General features: G+C 63.1%; 17 protein-coding genes. 12 read left to right on the forward strand and 5 right to left on the reverse strand.

Annotation, left to right across the window (positions count from 1 at the left end; genetic code table 11):
- Window positions 1–56: 56 nt before the first annotated feature.
- The 4 genes from AAGS40_RS19465 to AAGS40_RS19480 form a co-directional block, all read right to left on the reverse strand.
- Window positions 57–962 carry an ABC transporter permease gene (locus AAGS40_RS19465; protein WP_345816421.1) on the reverse strand — a complete coding sequence of 302 codons (906 nt, stop codon included), beginning with the start codon at window positions 960–962 and terminating at the stop codon, window positions 57–59.
- A gap of 1 nt (window position 963) precedes the next feature.
- Window positions 964–1,878 carry an ABC transporter permease gene (locus AAGS40_RS19470; RefSeq protein ID WP_345816422.1) on the reverse strand — a complete coding sequence of 305 codons (915 nt, stop codon included), beginning with the start codon at window positions 1,876–1,878 and terminating at the stop codon, window positions 964–966.
- A 173-nt stretch (window positions 1,879–2,051) separates the two neighbouring features.
- A complete protein-coding gene (locus AAGS40_RS19475) occupies window positions 2,052–3,347 on the reverse strand; it encodes a PotD/PotF family extracellular solute-binding protein (RefSeq protein WP_345816423.1) in 1,296 nt (431 codons plus the stop codon).
- A gap of 74 nt (window positions 3,348–3,421) precedes the next feature.
- Window positions 3,422–4,480, reverse strand: coding sequence for an ABC transporter ATP-binding protein (locus AAGS40_RS19480; protein WP_345816424.1), 1,059 nt, complete (start codon window positions 4,478–4,480; stop codon window positions 3,422–3,424).
- A 326-nt stretch (window positions 4,481–4,806) separates the two neighbouring features.
- Here AAGS40_RS19480 and AAGS40_RS19485 point away from each other — a divergent pair, with 326 nt between their 5' ends.
- The 3 genes from AAGS40_RS19485 to AAGS40_RS19495 are packed head-to-tail and all read left to right on the forward strand — an operon-like array spanning window position 4,807 to window position 7,103.
- Window positions 4,807–5,772 carry a polysaccharide deacetylase family protein gene (locus AAGS40_RS19485; RefSeq protein ID WP_345816425.1) on the forward strand — a complete coding sequence of 322 codons (966 nt, stop codon included), beginning with the start codon at window positions 4,807–4,809 and terminating at the stop codon, window positions 5,770–5,772.
- Complete coding sequence (locus tag AAGS40_RS19490) at window positions 5,769–6,503, forward strand: GntR family transcriptional regulator (protein WP_345816426.1); 735 nt, start codon at window positions 5,769–5,771, stop codon at window positions 6,501–6,503. Before AAGS40_RS19485 ends, AAGS40_RS19490 begins: the two co-directional genes overlap by 4 nt.
- Window positions 6,504–6,512: 9 nt before the next feature.
- Window positions 6,513–7,103 carry a flavin reductase family protein gene (locus tag AAGS40_RS19495; protein WP_345816427.1) on the forward strand — a complete coding sequence of 197 codons (591 nt, stop codon included), beginning with the start codon at window positions 6,513–6,515 and terminating at the stop codon, window positions 7,101–7,103.
- Between the two features lie 551 nt (window positions 7,104–7,654).
- On the opposite strand, the gene AAGS40_RS19500 is transcribed toward AAGS40_RS19495, so the two are convergent.
- Window positions 7,655–9,241: a gamma-glutamyltransferase family protein gene (locus AAGS40_RS19500; protein ID WP_345816428.1), complete on the reverse strand. Its 1,587-nt coding sequence runs from the start codon at window positions 9,239–9,241 to the stop codon at window positions 7,655–7,657.
- A 501-nt stretch (window positions 9,242–9,742) separates the two neighbouring features.
- On the opposite strand from AAGS40_RS19500, the gene atzF reads away from it, so the two are divergent.
- The 9 genes from atzF to AAGS40_RS19545 all read left to right on the forward strand — a co-directional run bounded on the left by atzF (window position 9,743) and on the right by AAGS40_RS19545 (window position 19,109).
- Window positions 9,743–11,557: an allophanate hydrolase gene (gene atzF / locus AAGS40_RS19505; protein WP_345816429.1), complete on the forward strand. Its 1,815-nt coding sequence runs from the start codon at window positions 9,743–9,745 to the stop codon at window positions 11,555–11,557.
- A gap of 55 nt (window positions 11,558–11,612) precedes the next feature.
- Complete coding sequence (locus AAGS40_RS19510; protein ID WP_345816430.1) at window positions 11,613–12,710, forward strand: BMP family ABC transporter substrate-binding protein; 1,098 nt, start codon at window positions 11,613–11,615, stop codon at window positions 12,708–12,710.
- 42 nt (window positions 12,711–12,752) lie between these two features.
- A complete protein-coding gene (locus tag AAGS40_RS19515; RefSeq protein WP_345816431.1) occupies window positions 12,753–13,868 on the forward strand; it encodes an ABC transporter permease in 1,116 nt (371 codons plus the stop codon).
- Complete coding sequence (locus AAGS40_RS19520) at window positions 13,861–14,787, forward strand: ABC transporter permease (protein ID WP_345816432.1); 927 nt, start codon at window positions 13,861–13,863, stop codon at window positions 14,785–14,787. Before AAGS40_RS19515 ends, AAGS40_RS19520 begins: the two co-directional genes overlap by 8 nt.
- Before the next feature lie 89 nt (window positions 14,788–14,876).
- Window positions 14,877–15,569, forward strand: coding sequence for an isochorismatase family cysteine hydrolase (locus AAGS40_RS19525; RefSeq protein ID WP_345816433.1), 693 nt, complete (start codon window positions 14,877–14,879; stop codon window positions 15,567–15,569).
- A 1-nt stretch (window position 15,570) separates the two neighbouring features.
- On the forward strand, window positions 15,571–17,208 hold the full coding sequence (locus AAGS40_RS19530; RefSeq protein ID WP_345816434.1) for an ABC transporter ATP-binding protein: 1,638 nt from the start codon (window positions 15,571–15,573) through the stop codon (window positions 17,206–17,208).
- A 19-nt stretch (window positions 17,209–17,227) separates the two neighbouring features.
- Window positions 17,228–17,923, forward strand: a complete 696-nt coding sequence (locus AAGS40_RS19535; RefSeq protein WP_345816435.1) for an isochorismatase family cysteine hydrolase — start codon at window positions 17,228–17,230, stop codon at window positions 17,921–17,923.
- Window positions 17,913–18,299 (forward strand): oxalurate catabolism protein HpxZ, encoded by a 387-nt coding sequence (hpxZ, locus tag AAGS40_RS19540; protein WP_345816436.1) that lies wholly within the window; start codon window positions 17,913–17,915, stop codon window positions 18,297–18,299. The genes AAGS40_RS19535 and hpxZ overlap by 11 nt, the downstream gene beginning before the upstream one ends.
- 33 nt (window positions 18,300–18,332) lie before the next feature.
- Window positions 18,333–19,109 (forward strand): GntR family transcriptional regulator, encoded by a 777-nt coding sequence (locus AAGS40_RS19545; RefSeq protein ID WP_345816437.1) that lies wholly within the window; start codon window positions 18,333–18,335, stop codon window positions 19,107–19,109.
- Window positions 19,110–19,116 lie beyond the last annotated feature (7 nt).

Raw genomic sequence — 19,116 nt, forward strand, 5'->3', positions numbered from 1 at the left:
TCCGCGCAGCGGGAGCGCAACACGCGCGGCCGCGCGATGCAACGCGCTTATCGTGGCTACTTCAGACCCGCCACGGCGCGACGGCGCGCCAGCAACTTCACCGAGATCAGACAGACGGCCATGACGGTGAGCGATAACAGCGTCGTCATGGTGCCGAGTGCGTAGATGACCGGCGTCGTGACTGAAGTCGTGAGGCCTTGGAGTTCGAGCGGCAGTGTGTTCTGGTCGCCAATGGCTTGCGACGTGCGCGCGATTTCGTCCCATGAAAGCGTGAAGCCGAACATCGCTACGCCGACCACCGAAGGCCCGATGATCGGCAGAACGACATGGCGGAAACTCTGCCACGGCGTTGCGCCCAGGTCGCGCGACGCTTCCTCGTACGCCGGATTGAAGCGGTTGAAGACAGCGAACATTACCAGCAGGCCAAAGGGCAGCGTCCACGTGAGATGCGCGCCGAGCGCGGATGTGAAGAGGCCCATCGACGTGGTGTAAGTGTCCGCGAACGCCTGATGCCCCCACGCGGTGGCGAGATACTTTATGCCGTTATCGAGCAGACGGAACGTCAGCCCGATTCCGAGCGAGACGATGATGGACGGCATGATCAGGCTGGCGACCGACACATAGAACACGGCCGTGTCGCCACGAAAGCGGCGGCGAAATGCGAGCCCCGCGGCGACGGAAAAGAGCACGGTGAGTATCGTGACCGCCAGCGCGAGGCGCACCGAGCGCCCGAACGCGGCCCAGATATCGACGTCGCCGACGCCGTCGCGCAGCACTTCAAACCAGTGCAGCGACACCCCGCGCATCGGAAACGTCAGGCCGCCTTCCGGGCCCTGAAACGACAGGATGAAAATCGTGATCACCGGTCCGTAAAGGAACAGCACGAACAAGCCGAACACTAGCGCAAGCCAGTAGAAGCTGGCGGGACGATGCTCGCGATGTTTGAGGCGGGCAATCTGCATTTCACAATTCCTTGCGGATGTCGACAACCCGCGTCAATGCCCACACGATCATCAGCACCACGGCGAGCAGAATGATTGCGTTCGCCGCGGCAGCCGGAAACTGCAGATAACCGGTTTGCACCTGAATGATCTTGCCGATCGACGCGATCTGCTGGCCGCCCATCACGCCCACGGTCAGAAAGTCGCCCATCACGATCGTGATCACAAAAATCGAGCCGATCACGATGCCGGTTTTCGACAAAGGCAGCACCACGTCACGTACGACCTGCCAGCCACTTGCACCGGCATCGCGTGCGGCTTCGAGCAGTGACCGGTCGATGCGCATCATCGCGTTGAAGATGGGCACGATCATGAAAAACGTGTACAGGTGCACGAAAGCGAGCACGACCGAGAAGTTCGAATACAGCAGCCATTCGAGCGGCTGATCGATCAGATGCGCGCCGATCAGCGCCTGATTGACGAGACCGTTGCGCCCGAGCAGCGGCATCCACGAAATCATGCGGATTACGTTCGAGGTCCAGAACGGAATCGTGCAGACGAGGAACAGAACCGTTTGCATGCTGGTTGTGCGCACATGAAACGCGAGAAAGTATGCGATCGAAAAGCCCAGCACCAACGTGACGCTCCACACGATCGCGCAGAATCTGACGGTGGACCAATACGTCTTGAACGTCACGCAGACGTCGGTCATCGACGAACATCCGTCGAAAATTGCTGCATAGTTCTTCAGCGTGAAGGCCGGGATGATCTGATACTCGTTGTAGTCCCAGAAGCTGACGATCAGCGTAATGATGAGCGGCACGATGAAAAACAGCAGGAACGTCAGCGAAAGCGGCGTGGCCTGCAACCAGGCCGGTGCGCGCCGATGTTTGACGGGTGCGTTTTCTGCCGCAGTGGAAAAGTCGAACGTGGCCATGAGTCAGTGAGTGAGGAGAAACGGCGCGGCGAATGCATCCGGCGGCGCGGCATACCGCAAGGTTCGCGAGCCACGCTATCTTTTCAACGTGCTGCGCACGCCTGAACGGCGCCGTTCGCAGCGCGCCGTTCACGCGCACTGCAAACAGCTCGACCGTTACGCGTTTGCACGCTTCATGCAGCGATAAACTCGTTCCACTTCTGCACCATGTAGATGTTCTCGTCCATCACCGCATTCCAGCACGCAATCGCGCCCATGCGCTGGTTGTATGAACCGCCGTCGCGCACGGTGCCGGCTTTTTCGAGTAGCTGGCCATCCGGCGCCTTGATGTCCTGCGCGGCCGGCTTGCCTTCGATCCAGTAGTCCCACTCGTACGGCTGCATGTGGCTCTTTGCCGTTTCGAGCACGCCGGAGTAGTAACCCTGGCGCATCAGATAGGCGCCGGCCCAACCGTCCTGGAACCAGTTGACGAATTCATACGCGGCGTCGAGCTTCTTGCCTTGCAGCGAACGCGGAAAGCCGAAGCCCGACGCCCACGAGCGATAACCTTCCTTGAGCGGCTGGAATTTGCAGGCAATGCCCATCGTGCGGACTTTCGTGACCGCCGGCGACCACATCGACTGGATCACCACTTCGCCGGAAGCCATGAGGTTCACGCTTTCATTGAAGTCTTTCCAGAACGCGCGGAACTGGCCCGAGCGTTTGGCGTCGATCAGGATCTTGATGGTCTGATCGATTTCGGCTTTCGTCATGTTGCCTTTGTCGCCGTACTTGATGTGCCCCATTGCTTCGATCGCCATCGCCGAATCCATGATGCCGATAGCGGGGATATTCAGCAGCGCGGCCTTGCCCTTGAATTGCGGATTGAGCAACTCGGCCCAGCTGTCGACCTGGCGCTTGATGAGATCGGGCCGGATGCCGAGCGTGTCGGCGTTATAGGTGGTCGGGATCAGCGTCATCCATTCAGTCGGCGTTGCGGAGAACTCCGTTGAACGCGGGCCCGTCAGAAACATCACTTTCTTCGGCGCCGTGCCCTGGTCGCCGATCTTCTTGCCGTTCACTTCGCCGCGCGTGAGCACGGGCGTGATCTTGTCGGCGAGCTTGATACGCTTGGCATCCATGCCGGCCAGCGTGCCTGCCGGGATCAGCTTCTTCAACGAAAAGTATTCGGTGTCGACAATGTCGAACGAGTTCGGCTGCGTGATGATGCGTTTAGCCACGTCGTCGGTTGTCACTGGCACGTACTGAATTTCAATGCCGGTGTCTTCCTTGAATTTCTTCGCGATATCGGAGCTCTGATTGACCGCGGTGCCGAGATAGCGCAGCGTGATCTTCTCCTGTGCATGCACGTACGGAAATCCCGCAATACCGGCCGCGGCGACCGCGCCCTTGATGAACGTGCGGCGCGACAGGCCTTTGTCTTTCGCATCCGATACGGCTGCTGCCGGGCTCTCGTTCGCTTCACTCATTGCCTTCTCCTCAGTTGACGTTCGTTTTGCTGGCTGATTGTCTTGTGGTGCGCCGTGCAACGGGCAAGTCACTATCACGCTGCAAGCGGGTGCGCATCCTGTTCGTTCCACCAGACCACGACTCGCGCGTCGGGGCCCAGTCGCGCCGGATCGTATTCACCGTCGCCGACGAGCGAAACCAGCTCGGGCGAGCCGTCGAGCGGATCGAGTGTTACGCGCAGATGCGTGCCCTGATATTCGGCTTCGCGCACTTTGCATGGCACGCCACCGATGCGCGTGAGGCCGCTTTCGCCGCTTGCGTTCTGCACGGGCGTGACCCCATGCGGCACGATGCGTAGATGATCGGCGCGCACCGTGAACATGCGGCCATTCGTATTGAAGACGTTGTGTCCGCCAAGAAATCGCGCCACGAATTCGGTACGCGGGCGGTTGAATACCTCGTGCGGCGTGCCGCTTTGTTCTATGCGCCCATGACTCATCACGACGACGAGATCCGCGAGCGCCATCGCTTCTTCCTGCGAATGGGTGACGTGCACGAACGTGATGCCGAGTTCTTTCTGCCAGCGCTTGAGTTCAGCGCGCATCTGCACGCGCAGGAACGGGTCAAGTGCGGAAAGCGGCTCGTCGAGCAGCAGGCAGCCTGGCTGATTCAACAGCGCCCGCGCGAGCGCAACGCGTTGCTGCTGTCCGCCCGACAGTTGCGCGGGTTTGCGCGCGGCGTAAGCGGACATCGCCACCAGTTCGAGCAGTTCGGCTGCGCGCTTGCGTCGCACGTCCTTTGCAATGCCCCGCATCTTCAGGCTGAACGCGACATTGTCGAGCGCGCTCAGATGCGGGAAAAGCGCGTAGTTCTGGAACACCATCGCCGTGCCGCGTGCCGCTGGTTCGGCTCGCGTGACGTTGCGGCCCGCAATCAGAATGTCACCTTCGCTGACGGATTCATGCCCGGCGATCATGCGCAAAGTCGAGGTCTTGCCGCATCCCGACGGTCCGAGCAGACAGCAGTACTGGCCGCCGGCAATGCGCAGGTCGATCGTGTCGACGGCCAGTGCGTCGCCGTATTGCTTGGATACATGCACCAGCTCGATATCGGCGGCTCTCGTGTTGAGTACCGTTGAAGCAGACTGAATCATGAAGAGTGAGTCCTCGTGACAGCGAACAGCGCCCGCGCGAAGCGCGAACGGATAGCCGGAGCGGCGCCTATACCGGCCGAGGCAAATGCAAGACATGTGCCATCCATTCTGTTGTCGCAGACCTCGATTGCCGGCGCGCCGCTGCGCTTAACGTCTACGAGTTGGCTCACATATTGCAAACGATTCGCCGCGTCGATCGTTAGCGATCAGTGCTTTAGTTTCTGCGCGATCGAGGTGCGTCTTTGATCCGTGTCAGGGCATGAACCGGCCAAACCGGATCATCCATGACAGTGCGCCGGCGCTTTCGTCACTCATGCCATCACCCAATGAACGACTCACGGAACATGCCAGTTGCAGACAATCGCGCGCGGCAATTGCTCGCCACGCACGGGCGCTTCGCTTACCGGCCGATCACGGACAGCGATGGCTTTCGCTGGCCGGGCGGCAGCGGGCTCGCGGTCTACCTGGGTTTCAATATCGAGCACTTCGCTTTTGGCGAGGGCCTGGGCGCGGCACTCGGACCCGTTTCGCCGCAACCGGATGTACTGAACCATAGCTGGCGCGAGTACGGCAATCGTGTTGGCGCATGGCGCTGCATCGAACTCTTCGATCAGCTCCATCTGCCCGCAGGCACGCTGATCAATACGGCGCTGTACGATCACTGTCCGGAGTTGATTGCCGCATGCGTGGCCCGCGGCGACGAGATCATCGGGCACGGTCATACGAACGCGCACCGTCAGAGCGATCTCAATGAAGAAGGCGAACGCGAACTGCTTTTACATTGCCGCGAACGGATCGCGGAAGAGTCCGGCACGCCGCCGGCAGGCTGGCTGTCGCCGTGGATATCGGAATCGCGTCTGACGCCCGATCTGCTCGTCGAAACCGGCTACAGCTATACGCTCAACTGGTGTCACGACGACCGGCCGGTACGCATGGCCACGCGCAGCGGATCGCTGTGGTCGGTTCCGTATCCGCAGGAATTGAACGATCTGCCGATGATGGTGGGCCGTCATATGGATGGCCGCGCGTTCGCCGACATGATCGTCGATCAGTTCGACGAGATGCTCGAGCAGGCCAATCGCGGCGCGCAGCCTCAGTCGCTGGTCATGGGCATCGCGTTGCATCCGTATCTGGTCGGGCAGCCGTACCGGCTTCGACACTTGCGGCGTGCGCTCCAGCGCATCGCGGCAGCGCGCGCGCAAGGCGATGCATGGATCACCACGCCGGGCGCTATCGCCCGTCATATGGATGAACTGGAGCGGGGCAGTGCGCTGTGCCCGGCGACGGCATGAGCCCGAAAGCCGGCACGGCCGCCGCGAGGCAAAACGCGCAGGACGAAGCGGATGCGGACGCGCGCATCTATCAATCGATCTTCGACGGTGTGCTGAATCATCGGCTCACGCCCGGCACGAAGCTGCCGGAGCCCGAACTGTGCCAACTGTTCGGCGTGGGTCGCGCGGCGGTGCGCCGGGTGCTCGAAAAACTCGCGTACGACGGCATTGTGGTCCTGCGGCCGAACAAGGGTGCGGTGATCGCGGAGCCCACGCCCGAAGAAACCCGCGAGATTTTCGAAGCGCGCCGTTCAATCGAACGCATGCTTGTGGAACTGGCCGTGCAGCGCGCCAGTGCGAGCGATATCAGATCGTTGCGACAACAGCTTGCGAGCGAGCACGAAGCAATGCATCGCTTCGATCAACCCTCGTGGGCGACGCTCGCAAGCGGATTTCATATGCGCATCGCCGCGCTCGCCGGCAATACGATCCTGCAGACCTATCTGAAGGAGCTCGTTTCGCGCTGCTCGCTGATCGTCGGCGTGTACGAGCCGCCCGGCAACGCGCCGTGTGAGCATGCGGAACACGCGGCGATCGTCGATTGTCTGGAAGCGCGCGACGCCGCCGGCGCCATCGCGCACATGGAAGCGCATCTCCGGCATCTCGAAGAGCGCATCGAAATCTCGCGCATGCGCGGCGAGAAGAGCCTCGGCCAGTTGCTCGGACTGACTGAGCACGCAACGTCACGCTAGGCGGCCCGCATGGAAATAGACTTCGACGCGATCACCGAATACCAGCGCTACAAGCTGATGGCGAGTCTGATCGTGCCGCGACCGATTGCTCTCGTCACCACGCTCGGCGCCGACGGTACGATCAATGCGGCGCCTTTTTCAATGTTCAGCATGCTGGGTGAAGAGCCGCCCATCGTAATGATCAGCATTAATCGCGTGTCGGACGGCACGCTGAAGGACACGGCGGTTAACATCGTGCGAACGGGTGAGTTCGTCGTGCATCTCGCCGACGAAGCGATCGCGGTGAAAATGCACCGCTGCGGAGAACGACTGCCGCCCAATGTGAGCGAACTGGCCGCCGTGGGACTGACGCCGGTGCCCAGCACGCAGGTGGCGCCTCCGCGCATTGCGGAGGCGCCCGTCGCGTTCGAGTGCACGATCTGGGAGACGCTGGAAACGAGCAGCCGGCAAATCTTCATTGGCCGCGTTCACCGGTTGCATGCACGAGACGGGCTGATCGACATCGACACCTGGCGCGTGCATCTTCAGGATTATTTTCCCGTTGGCCGCTTTGGCGCCAGCGATTATGTGACCACCCGCGACCGCTTCCAGATTGAGTGAGGACGGCGTTGCCACGTGACTGCGTCAGCAGCGCCGCCTTGATTCAAAATAATTCGTCAATACCAGTCACGACAATTTCCTCTGCTATGCTTTTTTTATCGCAAGAAAATGGTGAACCGTTCGTTGGCATTCGGTAAAACTGCTTGAATATGCAAGCAGGGCGATTTGCCGGAATGTACACCCCTGCGAATAATCAATTGATCAGGATGGCAAAGTGACTACACGCAAGTCTGCGCGTCGATATACGGCAGCGAGGGCCCCAGTAGCAGTAAAACCGCCGGTGGACACGTTGCCGCGAGAATCAACCCGCTTTTGCATGCGAGACAAATCCGGCTACCCGTGTTGCGGTGTTTTCCGCGCAGTGCAGTATGCGATTGCGCGAGCGTCGATTATCAGGCGACGCAAAAGCCGCGTCATGCGTTCGCGCCAGATGCGCTCGGCGCGAAAGGCCTCGCTCATGGCGCGAGCGTTCTTCAGATTACGAACCGCGCAACGGCATGCGAGCCCTTGAATTGTGGAGATGCTAAAAGCAAGCGCATGGGTTCGAGCGGCTAGAGGCCCAACGCCTGTCCGTCACTACGTGGATCGTGCGCGCCGTACAGGGTCCCGTCGCTGTCGATGCGAATCACGCCGGGATGACCCGCGAGCGGACTCTGCGCCGCGATGGCGCTTACGTCGTGACCGCGCGCGGCCAATGCGGCGAACACATCGTCGCCGGCATCCTGTTCGAGTTTCAGTGCGTCGCGGCTGTCCGAGAAGGTCTTGCCGAGCAGAAAGCGCGGACGGGCGAGCGCGGTGAGCGGGTCCATGTCGTAGTCGATCAGCCGCGTGAGAATTGCGGCCAGCGTCTGCGGCTGACCGTCCGCCCCTTGCGTACCGAATACCAGCTGCGGACGTCCGTCTTTCAGATACATGCCGGGATTGAGCGTGTGGAACGGCCGCTTGCCGGGCTGCACCGCATTGTGATGCGCCGGATCCGTGCTGAACGACGCGCCGCGGTTGTGCCACAGAATGCCGGTGTCGCCCGTGACCACACCGCTACCCCAGTCGAAGTACACCGTTTGCAACAGGCTGACACTGCGGCCGTGCCGGTCGGTTGCGCCAATGAACACCGTGTCGCCGGGACGAAACACATGTGGCCAGGCGCGCGCTTCACGCATATTGATTGCGTGCGCATGCGCGTCGAGCGTGGCGGCCGAAAGCATTGCATCGACGGGCACGTCGTTGAAATCCGGGTCGCCGACAAAACGGTCGCGATCCACGAATGCGCACTTTATCGCCTCGACGAGCAGGTGATAGTAATCGGCGCTGCCTTCCGTTATCGCGCCGAGGTCGAACCGGTCCAGCGTGCCCATGATCTGCAGCGTCGTCACACCTTGCGTAGGCGGGCGCATGCTGACGAGTTCGCCGCCCCTATAGCGAACGCGCAACGGTGCTTCGTCGCGTGCACGCGTTCGCGTGAGGTCGCTCATCACCAGCGGTGATCCGGCTCGCTGCAAACCCCGCGCAATGCGTTCCGCCAGTTCGCCCTCATAAAATTCGCGGCCACCGAAACGCGCGATCCGCTCCAGACTCGTCGCGAGCGCGGGCTGCATGAAGCGCTCGCCGATTGCGGGAATGCGCCCGTGCGGCGCGAATGCAGTCGCAAAGCCTGGCAGCGCATTCAGTTCGTCGGCACGCAGGCTTTGCCAGAAATGCTGCGAGGGCGTAACGGCAAAGCCATCGCGCGCATATTCGATCGCGCGGTCGAATAACGACGCCCATGTTTGCGTGCCGCCCCAAGTGCGCTGACTGATGCCGAACGCCTGTGTCCACGTATCGACCGTGGCCGCTGTTGTGATCGCCGAGTGCGGGCCGCGCGTCGGAATGACGGCGCCGAACGTCGGCAGATTCGCCGCGGCCTGGCCGATGCCTGAGACAGTACGCAACATGCCGCCGCGATCGCCGATGATCCAGAACGCGTCGCCGCCGAGGCCCGTGAAATGCGGATAGGTCACGCAGAGCGCCGCGCCGGTTGCGATGGCGGCTTCAATGGCGTTGCCGCCGCTGCGCAGCACGTCGAGGCCGGCAGCGCTGGCGAGCGCATGCGGGCTGGTCACCATGCCGCCGGTCGAGCGCGCGAGGGTTGGATTGTGCATCGTGGTTCCGCCACCTGAAGGTGGCAAGTCATGAGTGAAGTGGTCGGCAGAGTGTTACACGAAACGGTGCGCGCTTCAGCCGCGGCGGGTGAGTTGCAATCGGCGCCGACGCTTTAACCCGCCTTTCGGGAGCAGGGCGCCTGACGCATAAGCCTGCCACTGAGCAGTCATCACTCAGCACTTTGCCTGGCAACGGGCAACAGGCAACCGGCCACTGGCACTGGCACTGGCACTGGCAACTAGCGGCTTACGCACGCCATCGCGGTTTGCGCTCGCGAGGCGCAAATACGGGGCGCGCGAGCCCCTAAGTGGGGAGCGCTGCACCATCGGCAGCGCGGCGCCAACGCGCTGGTCCATGCTCATCCGCGTTCATTCGCGGGCCTCGCTGCCTTTCCTGGCGTGCATCTCATCAAAATTGCACGACCTGCACCGTGCACTTGGCATACCTCCTGCTTAATCGCCGTCAAACTTGTATTCAAGATTGAACTCAAGGAAAAACACGTGCCGAAATTTTCACCGATCACGGTCAAAGGGTTGCTCGACGCTTACGCCGCCGGCACGCTGTCGCCGACCCAGGCCGTCACGACAGCACTCGCGCGCATCGAAGAAATCGACCGCCCGGAGGTCTGGACGTTGCGCGTGCCGCCGGAGGCAATCAAAGCCCGCGCCGCGCAACTCGAAGCCCTCGCCAGTGAGCAGGGCGACGCGGTCTTCGAGCGTATGCCGCTTTTTGGCGTGCCGTTCGCGGTCAAGGACAACATCGACGTGGCCGGCCTGCCGACCACCGCCGCATGCGAGCCGTTCAGCTATACGCCCGACGCATCGGCCTTTGCGGTTCAACGCCTGCTCGACGCCGGCGCGATCCTCATCGGCAAGACCAACCTCGATCAGTTCGCGACGGGTCTCGTAGGGACACGCTCGCCCTACGGCGCGGTGCGTCACACCGAAGCGCCGCTGCGCGTGTCGGGCGGCTCCAGTTCCGGCTCGGCGGTGGCGGTGGCCGCGGGCTGCGTCGCGTTTTCGCTCGGCACCGACACCGCCGGTTCGGGACGCGTGCCAGCGGGTTTGAACGGGCTCGTGGGCCTCAAGCCTTCATTGGGACTGGTCAGCAAGCGTGGCGTCGTGCCGGCCTGCCGCACGCTCGACACGATCTCCGTATTTGCGCACCGGGTCGACGATGCGTGGCGCGTGCTCGCTGAAATGGCCTGCTTCGATCCGCTCGATGGCTACTCGCGCAAGCTGCCGGCCCTCGGCCTGCTGCGCGACGCGCCGCGCGTAGGCGTGCCCGACTACCTCGAGTTTTATGGCGACGCCGCCGCCAGCCACGCATTCCTCGCCACGCTCGATTCGTTGTCCACGCATCTGCACCTGAATCCGTCGCCGGTGGATTTCGCGCCGCTCAAGGCGGTCTCGGCGTTGCTCTACGACGGTCCATGGGTCGCCGAGCGCCGCGCCGCGATCGGTGCGTTTTTCGACAGCCATCACGACGCGATCGATCCGGTGGTGGCGACCGTGATCGGCAAGGCCGACAACTTCAGCGCCGTCGATCTGTTCAACGGCCAGTACGCGCTCGCCGATCTGAAGCGCCGCGCCGAAGCGCTGTTCGAAACGATCGACGTGCTGCTCGTGCCGACCGCCCCGACCCATCCGTTGATCGCGGACGTGCAGGCCAATCCGGTCGAGCTGAACAGCCAGCTCGGCTACTACACGAACTTCGTGAACCTGCTCGATCTGTGCGCGCTCGCCGTGCCGTGTCGGCGTCGCGAAGATGGTTTGCCCGCAGGCGTCACGCTGATCGGGCCGAGCGGTTTGGACCGGCGGCTCGCGCAACTCGGCGCGAAGATCGAGGCACTGTTCGAGCCGGCCAGCAGCGCCGCGGAGATCGGCCCATTGCCGTTTCAGGAGCCGAGCGTCGCGCTTGCAGTGGTGGGTGCGCATCTGCGTGGACAGCCGCTGAACTGGCAACTTCAGCAGGCGGGCGCGCGTTTCGTCGAAGCGACCGAGACCAGCGCCGGCTATCGCCTGTATGCGCTCGCCGCCACGCAGCCGCCGAAGCCCGGTCTCGTGCGCACTCACGACACGCCTGGCGCAGCCATTGAGGTGGAACTCTGGGACATTCCGCTTCGCACCTTCGGCCAGTTCGTCGCCGACGTGCCCGCGCCGCTTGGAATCGGCACGTTGCAACTGGCCGACGGCCGTGCCGTGAAAGGCTTCATCTGCGAGCCGGCCGCCATCGGCGAGGGCAGCGGCGCGCTCGATATTACTTCGTATGGCGGCTGGCGTGCGTATCTCGACAGCCTCGCGACGCCTGCATAACGCGCAGCGGACACTCTCCACCATTGATTAACCCTCCGATCAGGAATAGGACACCATGACCAGCCGCCGCAATTTCATCAAGAGCGCCAGTCTGCTGACGCTCGGCAATATTCTGCCTGTCCAGTCCGTGTTCGCCGCGCCGAACACGACCGTCGGCGTGATCTACGTGGGCGCGCGCAACGATTACGGCTACAACCAGGCGCAGGCAGCGGCGGCCGCGGTCATCAAAAAGATGCCGAACGTGAAGGTCGTGGAAGAAGAGAACGTGCCGGAAACGATCGCCGTGCAAAAGACGATGGAAGCGATGATCGAGCAGGACGGCGCGACGCTGATCTTCGCGACGTCGTTCGGTTACTTCGATCCGCACGTCTTGAAGATGGCAGCGAAATATCCGAAGGTGCGTTTCGCGCATTGCGGCGGTTTGTGGAAGCAGGGCAACCCGTCGAACATCACCAGCTATTTCGGCTACATCGACGAATGCCAGTACCTGAACGGCGTCGTCGCCGGCCACATGACGAAGAGCAAAAAGCTCGGCTTCGTCGCGGCCAAGCCGATTCCGCAGGTGCTGCGCAATATCAACTCATTCACGCTCGGCGCGCAGTCGGTCGATCCGTCGATCACCACACAGGTCATTTTCACGGGCGACTGGTCGATGCCGGTGAAGGAAGCGGAGGCGACCAACAGTCTCGTCGATCAGGGTTGCGACGTGGTGACCTGTCACGTCGACGGTCCGAAGGTGGTGGTGGAGACCGCGGAGAAACGCGGCGCGATGAGCTGCGGTTATCACGCCAGCCAGGCGGCGCTCGCACCGAAAGGCTATCTGACCGGTGCGGAATGGGACTGGGCCACACCGTACCGGCAACTGGTGAGCGGCGCGCAGTCCGGCGCGGCGCAACCCAACGTGCTGCGCGGCGGCCTGAAGGAGGGCTTCGTGAAGATGTCGCCATATGGTCCGAAAGTCGATGCCGCCGCGAAGCAGAACGCCGATTCGATCAAGAGCAGCATGGTGGCGGGCAACTTTGTGATCTTCAAAGGTCCGATGAAGGACAACAAAGGCGGCATCGCGATCGCCTCTGGCGCAAGCCATCCGCAGACCGACTACACGCTGGAGAGCATGAACTATCTGGTGGCAGGCGTCGTCGGCCAGATCTGATGGTCAGCGCGCCCGATCGTGTTTGACAGAAAAGGAGCCGCGATGCGTCCCAATGCCCCGACTGCAAGAGCAATGTTGACGCTCCTGCCTGCGCTGCCGACCGTGCTGGCCGTCGTCGGCACCTTGCTGCTGTTCGCGCTCTTCCTGCTCGTGCAGGGACAGCCCGCGCTCGACGCGATCGGGCTCATCTTCCAGGGCGCATTCGGTTCCTCGTTCGCATGGCAAAGCACCTTGCTGCGCGCGTCGCCGCTCATGCTGACCGCGCTGTGCGTCGCGCTACCCGCGCAGGTTGGTCTGATCGTGATCGGCGGCGAGGGCGCGCTCGCGCTCGGCGGCATGTGTGCGGCGATCGTCCCGCAGATGCTGCCGCACGGCACGCCCTGGCTGATCGCCACGCCGTTGATGGCGGTGGCCGGCATGCTGGCAGGCGGCGTGTGGATCGGTGCGGTGGGCGCGTTGCGGCAATGGCGCGGCGTCAACGAGACGATCAGCAGCCTGCTGATGTCGTACATCGCGATCGCCCTGTTCAAGCATCTCGTCGAAGGACCGTTGCGCGACCCCGCCAGCCTGAACAAGCCGTCCACGCTGCCGGTGCCCGACGCAATGATGATCGGTTCGATTCCCGGGCTCGACACGCATTGGGGCCTGTTCTGGGGCGTCGTCGCGTGCATCGCGGCCTGGGTGTTCGTCAAGTTCAGCACGAAGGGTTTCGCGATGCGCGTGGTGGGCGGCAGTCATCGCGCCGCGCGGCTCGTCGGCCTGCCGGTCAACGTGCTTGCACTGACCGCCTGTGCGCTCGGCGGCGCGGCGGCGGGGCTTGGCGGCATGTTCGAAGTTGCGGCGGTGCAGGGCAGCGCGAACGCCTCGCTGCTTGCCGGTTACGGCTACGCAGGCATACTCGTCGCATTCGCCGCGCGCCAGAATCCGCTTGCGATCGTTGCGTGCGCGTTGATGATCGGCGGCATCGAGGCAAGCGGCAGTCTGCTGCAACGGCGCCTCGATCTGCCCGACGCCACAACGCTCGTCCTCCAGGGGTTGCTGTTCGCGAACCTGCTCGCGTGGGAAGCGCTCGGCGGCCGCATCGCCGCGTGGCGCGTGAAATTGCAGGCTGCCGCACTGGCCGATCTCCCCGTGCAACTGGAGCAGACACATGCCTGACATGCATTCACCCATTGTCATTTTGCTGCTGTCGCTGTTCGCCGGTGCGATCCGCGTCAGTACACCTTATCTTTTTGTCAGTCTCGGCGAGTGCCTGACCGAGAAGGGCGGCCGCGTGAATCTCGGTCTCGAAGGCATTCTGGTTTCCGGCGCGATGAGCGGTTATGCCGGTGCATTTCTGAGCGGTTCGCCGTGGCTCGGCGTGCTGGCTGCCGGCTTCGTCGGATTGCTGCTCGGCTGTCTGCACGGCCTCGTGTGTTCGTTGCCGCGCGTGTCGGACATCGCGTTCGGTATTGCGTTGATGCTGTTCGGCACCGGACTCGCGTTTTACCTGGGCAAGCCGTTCATCGAACCCCAGGCGCCGATGCTGCCATTCATCGATCTGGGCGCGTGGAGTTCATCGCCGCAACTGCACAATGCGCTGCATCTGAACCTGCTGTTCCTGCTTGGCGTGGTGCTGGCGTTCGTTCTGCAATGGGGCCTGCGCAACACGCGCTGGGGCATGGTGCTCAGGCTCGTCGGCGACCACGCGGAAACGGCCCGCGCAATGGGCTATCCGCTCACCCGGGTGCGTATCGCGGCGACGGCGGTGGGCGGCGTGTTTGCGGGTATCGGCGGCGCGTATCTGTCGCTCGTTTATCCGGGCAGCTGGAACGAGGGGCTATCCAGCGGGCAAGGGCTGATGGCGGTTGCGCTCGTGATTTTCGCGCGCTGGCAACCCATCCGCTGCCTGTGGGCCGCGCTGCTCTTCGGCGCAGCCGGTGCGCTCGGCCCCGCATTGCAGGCGATCGGCGTCACGAGCGGCTACTACCTGTACAACGCCGCGCCGTACGTGCTGACGCTGCTGATCATGATTGTGAATTGCCGTCCGGATCGCACGCTCGCGGGCGCCCCTGGCGAGTTGAGCCTCACGCGTTGAGCGCGAAGGGCGCGAAGGGCGCGCCAACCTGAGCTGTGCGGATGCACGCCGAACCGACTACGACCGACCTCACGAGGACATGCCGGATCATGAACCGCTATATCGACGCAAACCCCTATCCCTGGCCCTATGACGGCAACCTGCGGCCGGAGAATACGGCGCTCATGATCATCGACATGCAGACGGATTTCTGCGGCCTCGGCGGCTATGTCGACAAGATGGGCTACGACCTGTCGCTCACGCGCGCACCGATCGAGCCGATCAAAAGCGTGCTGAAGCCCATGCGTGAACTCGGCTTCACGATCATTCATACCCGCGAAGGGCATCGGCCGGATCTGTCCGACCTGCCCGCCAACAAGCGCTGGCGCAGCCGCCGTGCGGGCACTGACGGCGTGGGCATCGGCGACGACGGGCCATGCGGCCGGATTCTCGTGCGCGGCGAGCCCGGCTGGGAGATCATCGACGAACTCGCGCCGATGCCCGGCGAAATCGTGCTCGACAAGCCAGGCAAAGGCTCGTTCTGCGCGACGGATCTGGAACTGATCCTGCGCACGCGCGGCATCGTCAATCTGGTGCTTACCGGCATCACCACCGACGTGTGCGTGCACACCACGATGCGCGAAGCCAACGACCGCGGCTTCGAATGCACGGTGCTGGCCGACTGCTGCGGCGCGACCGATAAGAGCAATCACGACGCCGCGTTGCACATGATCACGATGCAAGGCGGTGTATTCGGCACGGTGTCGGACTCACGCGCGCTCCTTGCGACGCTGGGCGGCTGACATGTCGAGCACTCCGAAAGCGCTCGGTGTGGAAGTGCTGAACGCGGGCAAATCGTTCGGCGCGTTTCGCGCCCTGGATGGCGTATCGATCAAGGTCAAGGCCGGCACGGTGCACGCGCTGCTCGGCGAGAACGGCGCGGGCAAGAGCACGCTCGTCAAAGGGCTCGTCGGCTACGGCGTGCTCGACGATGGGCAGATCGCCGCGGACGGCCGCGAGGTTCACATCACGTCGCCGCGCGACGCACAGGCGCTCGGCATCGGCATGGTGTATCAGCATTTCACGCTCGCGTCGGGTTTGTCGGTGGAAGAAAATCTGCTGCTCGCGCGTGGCCGGATGCCGTGGAAAATCGACTGGAAAGCGGAGCGCGGTGCACTGGCGGCGTTCATGCAGCGCATGCCGTTCCGCTTGCCGCTCGAGGCCCCCGTGGCCGGACTCGCGGCAGGCGAAAAGCAGAAGCTCGAAATCCTCAAGCAGCTGTACCTGCAACAGCGTTTTCTGATTCTCGACGAACCGACGTCCGTGCTGACGCCGCAGGAAGCAGACGAAGTGCTCGGCTTGATGCGCGAGCTCACCACGCGCGGCGAGTTGACCGTCCTGATGATCACGCACAAGTTCCGCGAAGTGATGGCTTATGCCGACGACGTCACCGTGCTGCGCAAAGGGCGTCAGGTGGGAACGTGCGCAGTGGCTGCCACGAGCCGCGACCAGCTCGCAGCATGGATGATGGGCACGGTCGCGACGCATGCTGCGAAAGACGCCCTTGCGGTCAACGACGAGTCCGTCATGGCGGCCGTGAAAGAGGAGCGCGTGCAGCGCAAACCGGTCGACGCAAGCGCGCCGGTGCGTCTCGCGCTGCGCGATGTTTCGGTCGAGGATGATCGCGGCCACATGGCGGTCAGGCACGTCGCGCTCTCTGTGCGGGCCGGCGAGATCCTCGGCCTCGCCGGCGTGTCCGGCAACGGCCAGAAAGAACTGGTCGAAGCGCTGGTCGGCCAGCGTCGTGTGAAGACAGGCGATATGCAGATCGCCGGCAAGCCGTATCACGCCACGCGCGAGCAGATGACACAACGCCGGGTATTCGCGATTCCCGAAGAGCCGCTGAAAAACGCGTGCGTGGCGGCGATGAGCGTTGCGCAGAACCTGGCGCTGCGCGACTTCGATCGTGAGCCGTTGCGGCGCGCGGGCTGGTGGCTCGACCGCCGGGCCATGCGCGAGCGCGCAGTGCAGCGGATCGCCGAGTTCAACGTGCGTCCGCCCGTGCCGGAGCGTGCGATCGGCACGTTGTCCGGCGGCAATGTGCAGCGCGCCGTGCTCGCACGCGAACTCGGGCAAGCGGTGGACGTGCTGATTGTCGCGAATCCCGTGTTCGGCCTCGATTTCGCGTCCGTGGCCGATATTCACGCGCGCCTGATGGCGGCGCGCGACGCGGGCGCGGCCGTGCTGCTGGTCAGCGAAGATCTCGACGAACTGCTCGAACTGGCCGACCGCATCATGGTGATCGCCGAGGGCGAACTGGTGTTCGAAACGTCCGCGGCGCGCGCGGACCGCACGGTGTTGGGACAACATATGGCTGGCCACGGCGACACGCCGGCACGACCCGTCAGTTCCGCTGAGAAAATGAAGGAAGCCATCGGATGAAACTGCGGATGAATCTCGAATGACACAGGCCAGCACCTTGACCATCGACGCGCAGCCCGGCCCGTTCACGTTCGCACCTGCGAAAACGGCGCTGATCATCATCGACATGCAGCGCGATTTTATCGAGCCAGGCGGCTTTGGCGAGTCGCTCGGCAACGACGTATCGCTGCTCGCGGAAATCGTGCCGAGCGTCGCCGCGCTGCTGGCCCTTGCTCGCGAGCAAGGCTGGCTCGTCGTTCACACGCGCGAGTCGCATGCGCCGGATCTGTCGGATTGCCCGCCCGCAAAACGTCTGCGCGGCGCGCCGAATGCACGCATTGGCGACGCGGGTCCGATGGGCCGCATTCTGATTCGCGGCGAGCCGGGCAACGCGATCATCGAAGCGCTCGAGCCTATGGCCGGCGAACTCGTGATCGACAAACCGGGCAAAGGCGCGTTCTACGCCACGCGCCTTGGCGAAGAACTGGCGATGCGCGGCATCACGCATCTGATCTTTGCGGGCGTTACCACGGAGGTGTGCGTGCAAACGTCGATGCGCGAAGCGAACGACCGAGGTTTCGACTCCCTCCTCGTGGAAGATGCGACCGCCAGCTATTTCCCCGCATTCAAACAGGCGACGCTCGAGATGCTGCGCTCGCAAGGCGGCATTGTCGGCTGGACCGCGCCGCTTGTTTCTCTCATGACACTCCAGGGAACCCACGAGCATGGAAGTTAACCGGCCCGAAGTGGTGGCGCAGGTGCAGGCGGCCTTTATCGAATACGAACGTGCACTGGTCGATAACGATATCGCAGCCATGAATGCGTTGTTCTGGCACACGCCGCAAACGGTGCGCTACGGCATTGCGGAAGTCCAGCACGGCGGCGACGCGATCCGCGCATGGCGCGAGCGCTGCGAGCCGGTGCCGAAATCGCGCACCCTGCATCGAACGGTAGTCACCACGTTCGGCGCCGACTATGCGACCGTCAGTACGGAATTCACGAGCGACGCCACCACGCTGCTCGGCCGTCAGATGCAAACGTGGGTGAATTTCGGTCCCGTGGAGGGCTGGAAAATCGTTGCCGCTCATGTGAGTCTTATCGCTGCGCCCTGAAACGCCGATAATAAGAAAAAACGGACTGGCTCCATGAACGACGACCCAACGAACCTGCTGGAGACACCGGCCGACGACGCCACGCGAGGCCCGCACGACACGCCCGCAGGTCCGGCCGCGCCCGCGCCCGCGAATCCGCTGGCGGAGCAGGTGTATCAGCAGCTGAAAAGCGATATCTTCAGCTTTCGCCTTTTTCCCGGCGACCGTTTTTCAGAGAACGGCATTGCGCAGCATTACGGCGTATCGCGCACGCCCATGCGCGATGGTCTGTTTCGCCTGCAACGCGAGGGCTATCTGGAAGTGGGTTTCCGGCGCGGCTGGAAAGTGTCGCCGATTAATTTCGATCAACTCGACCAGCTTTACGACTTGCGCATCGTGCTGGAAGTGGCCGCCGTCGAGCGGCTAGGGGCGGGCGGCGACCTTGCCTATCAGGCGGTAGAGGCATTGAAGGCGGTATGGTGCGTCGAGCCGGAGCAGCGCGAAACCGACCCCGTGAAAATGTTCGGCATGGACGAGAACTTCCACCGTCAATTGATTGCGGCCACGGGCAATCTGGAGATGCTGCGCGTGCATAACGAGGTGACCGAACGCATCCGGATTGTGCGCCGACTGGATTTTCTGAAGCCGCACCGCACCAGTGCGACCTATGACGAACATTCCACCATGCTCAATCTGATCGAGCGTGGCCGGCTCACTGAAGCGCTTATCCTGCTGCGCGCGCATATCACGCAAAGCAAGCTGGAAGTGCGCAAGATCACCCTCTCCATGCTTGCCGCAGCGCGCGACAGCAAGCTGCCGTTCGTGTCCTGAGCGATAC

Origin of the sequence: Paraburkholderia sp. PREW-6R (assembly GCF_039621805.1) — a bacterium.
Taxonomy (GTDB): Bacteria; Pseudomonadota; Gammaproteobacteria; order Burkholderiales; family Burkholderiaceae; genus Paraburkholderia.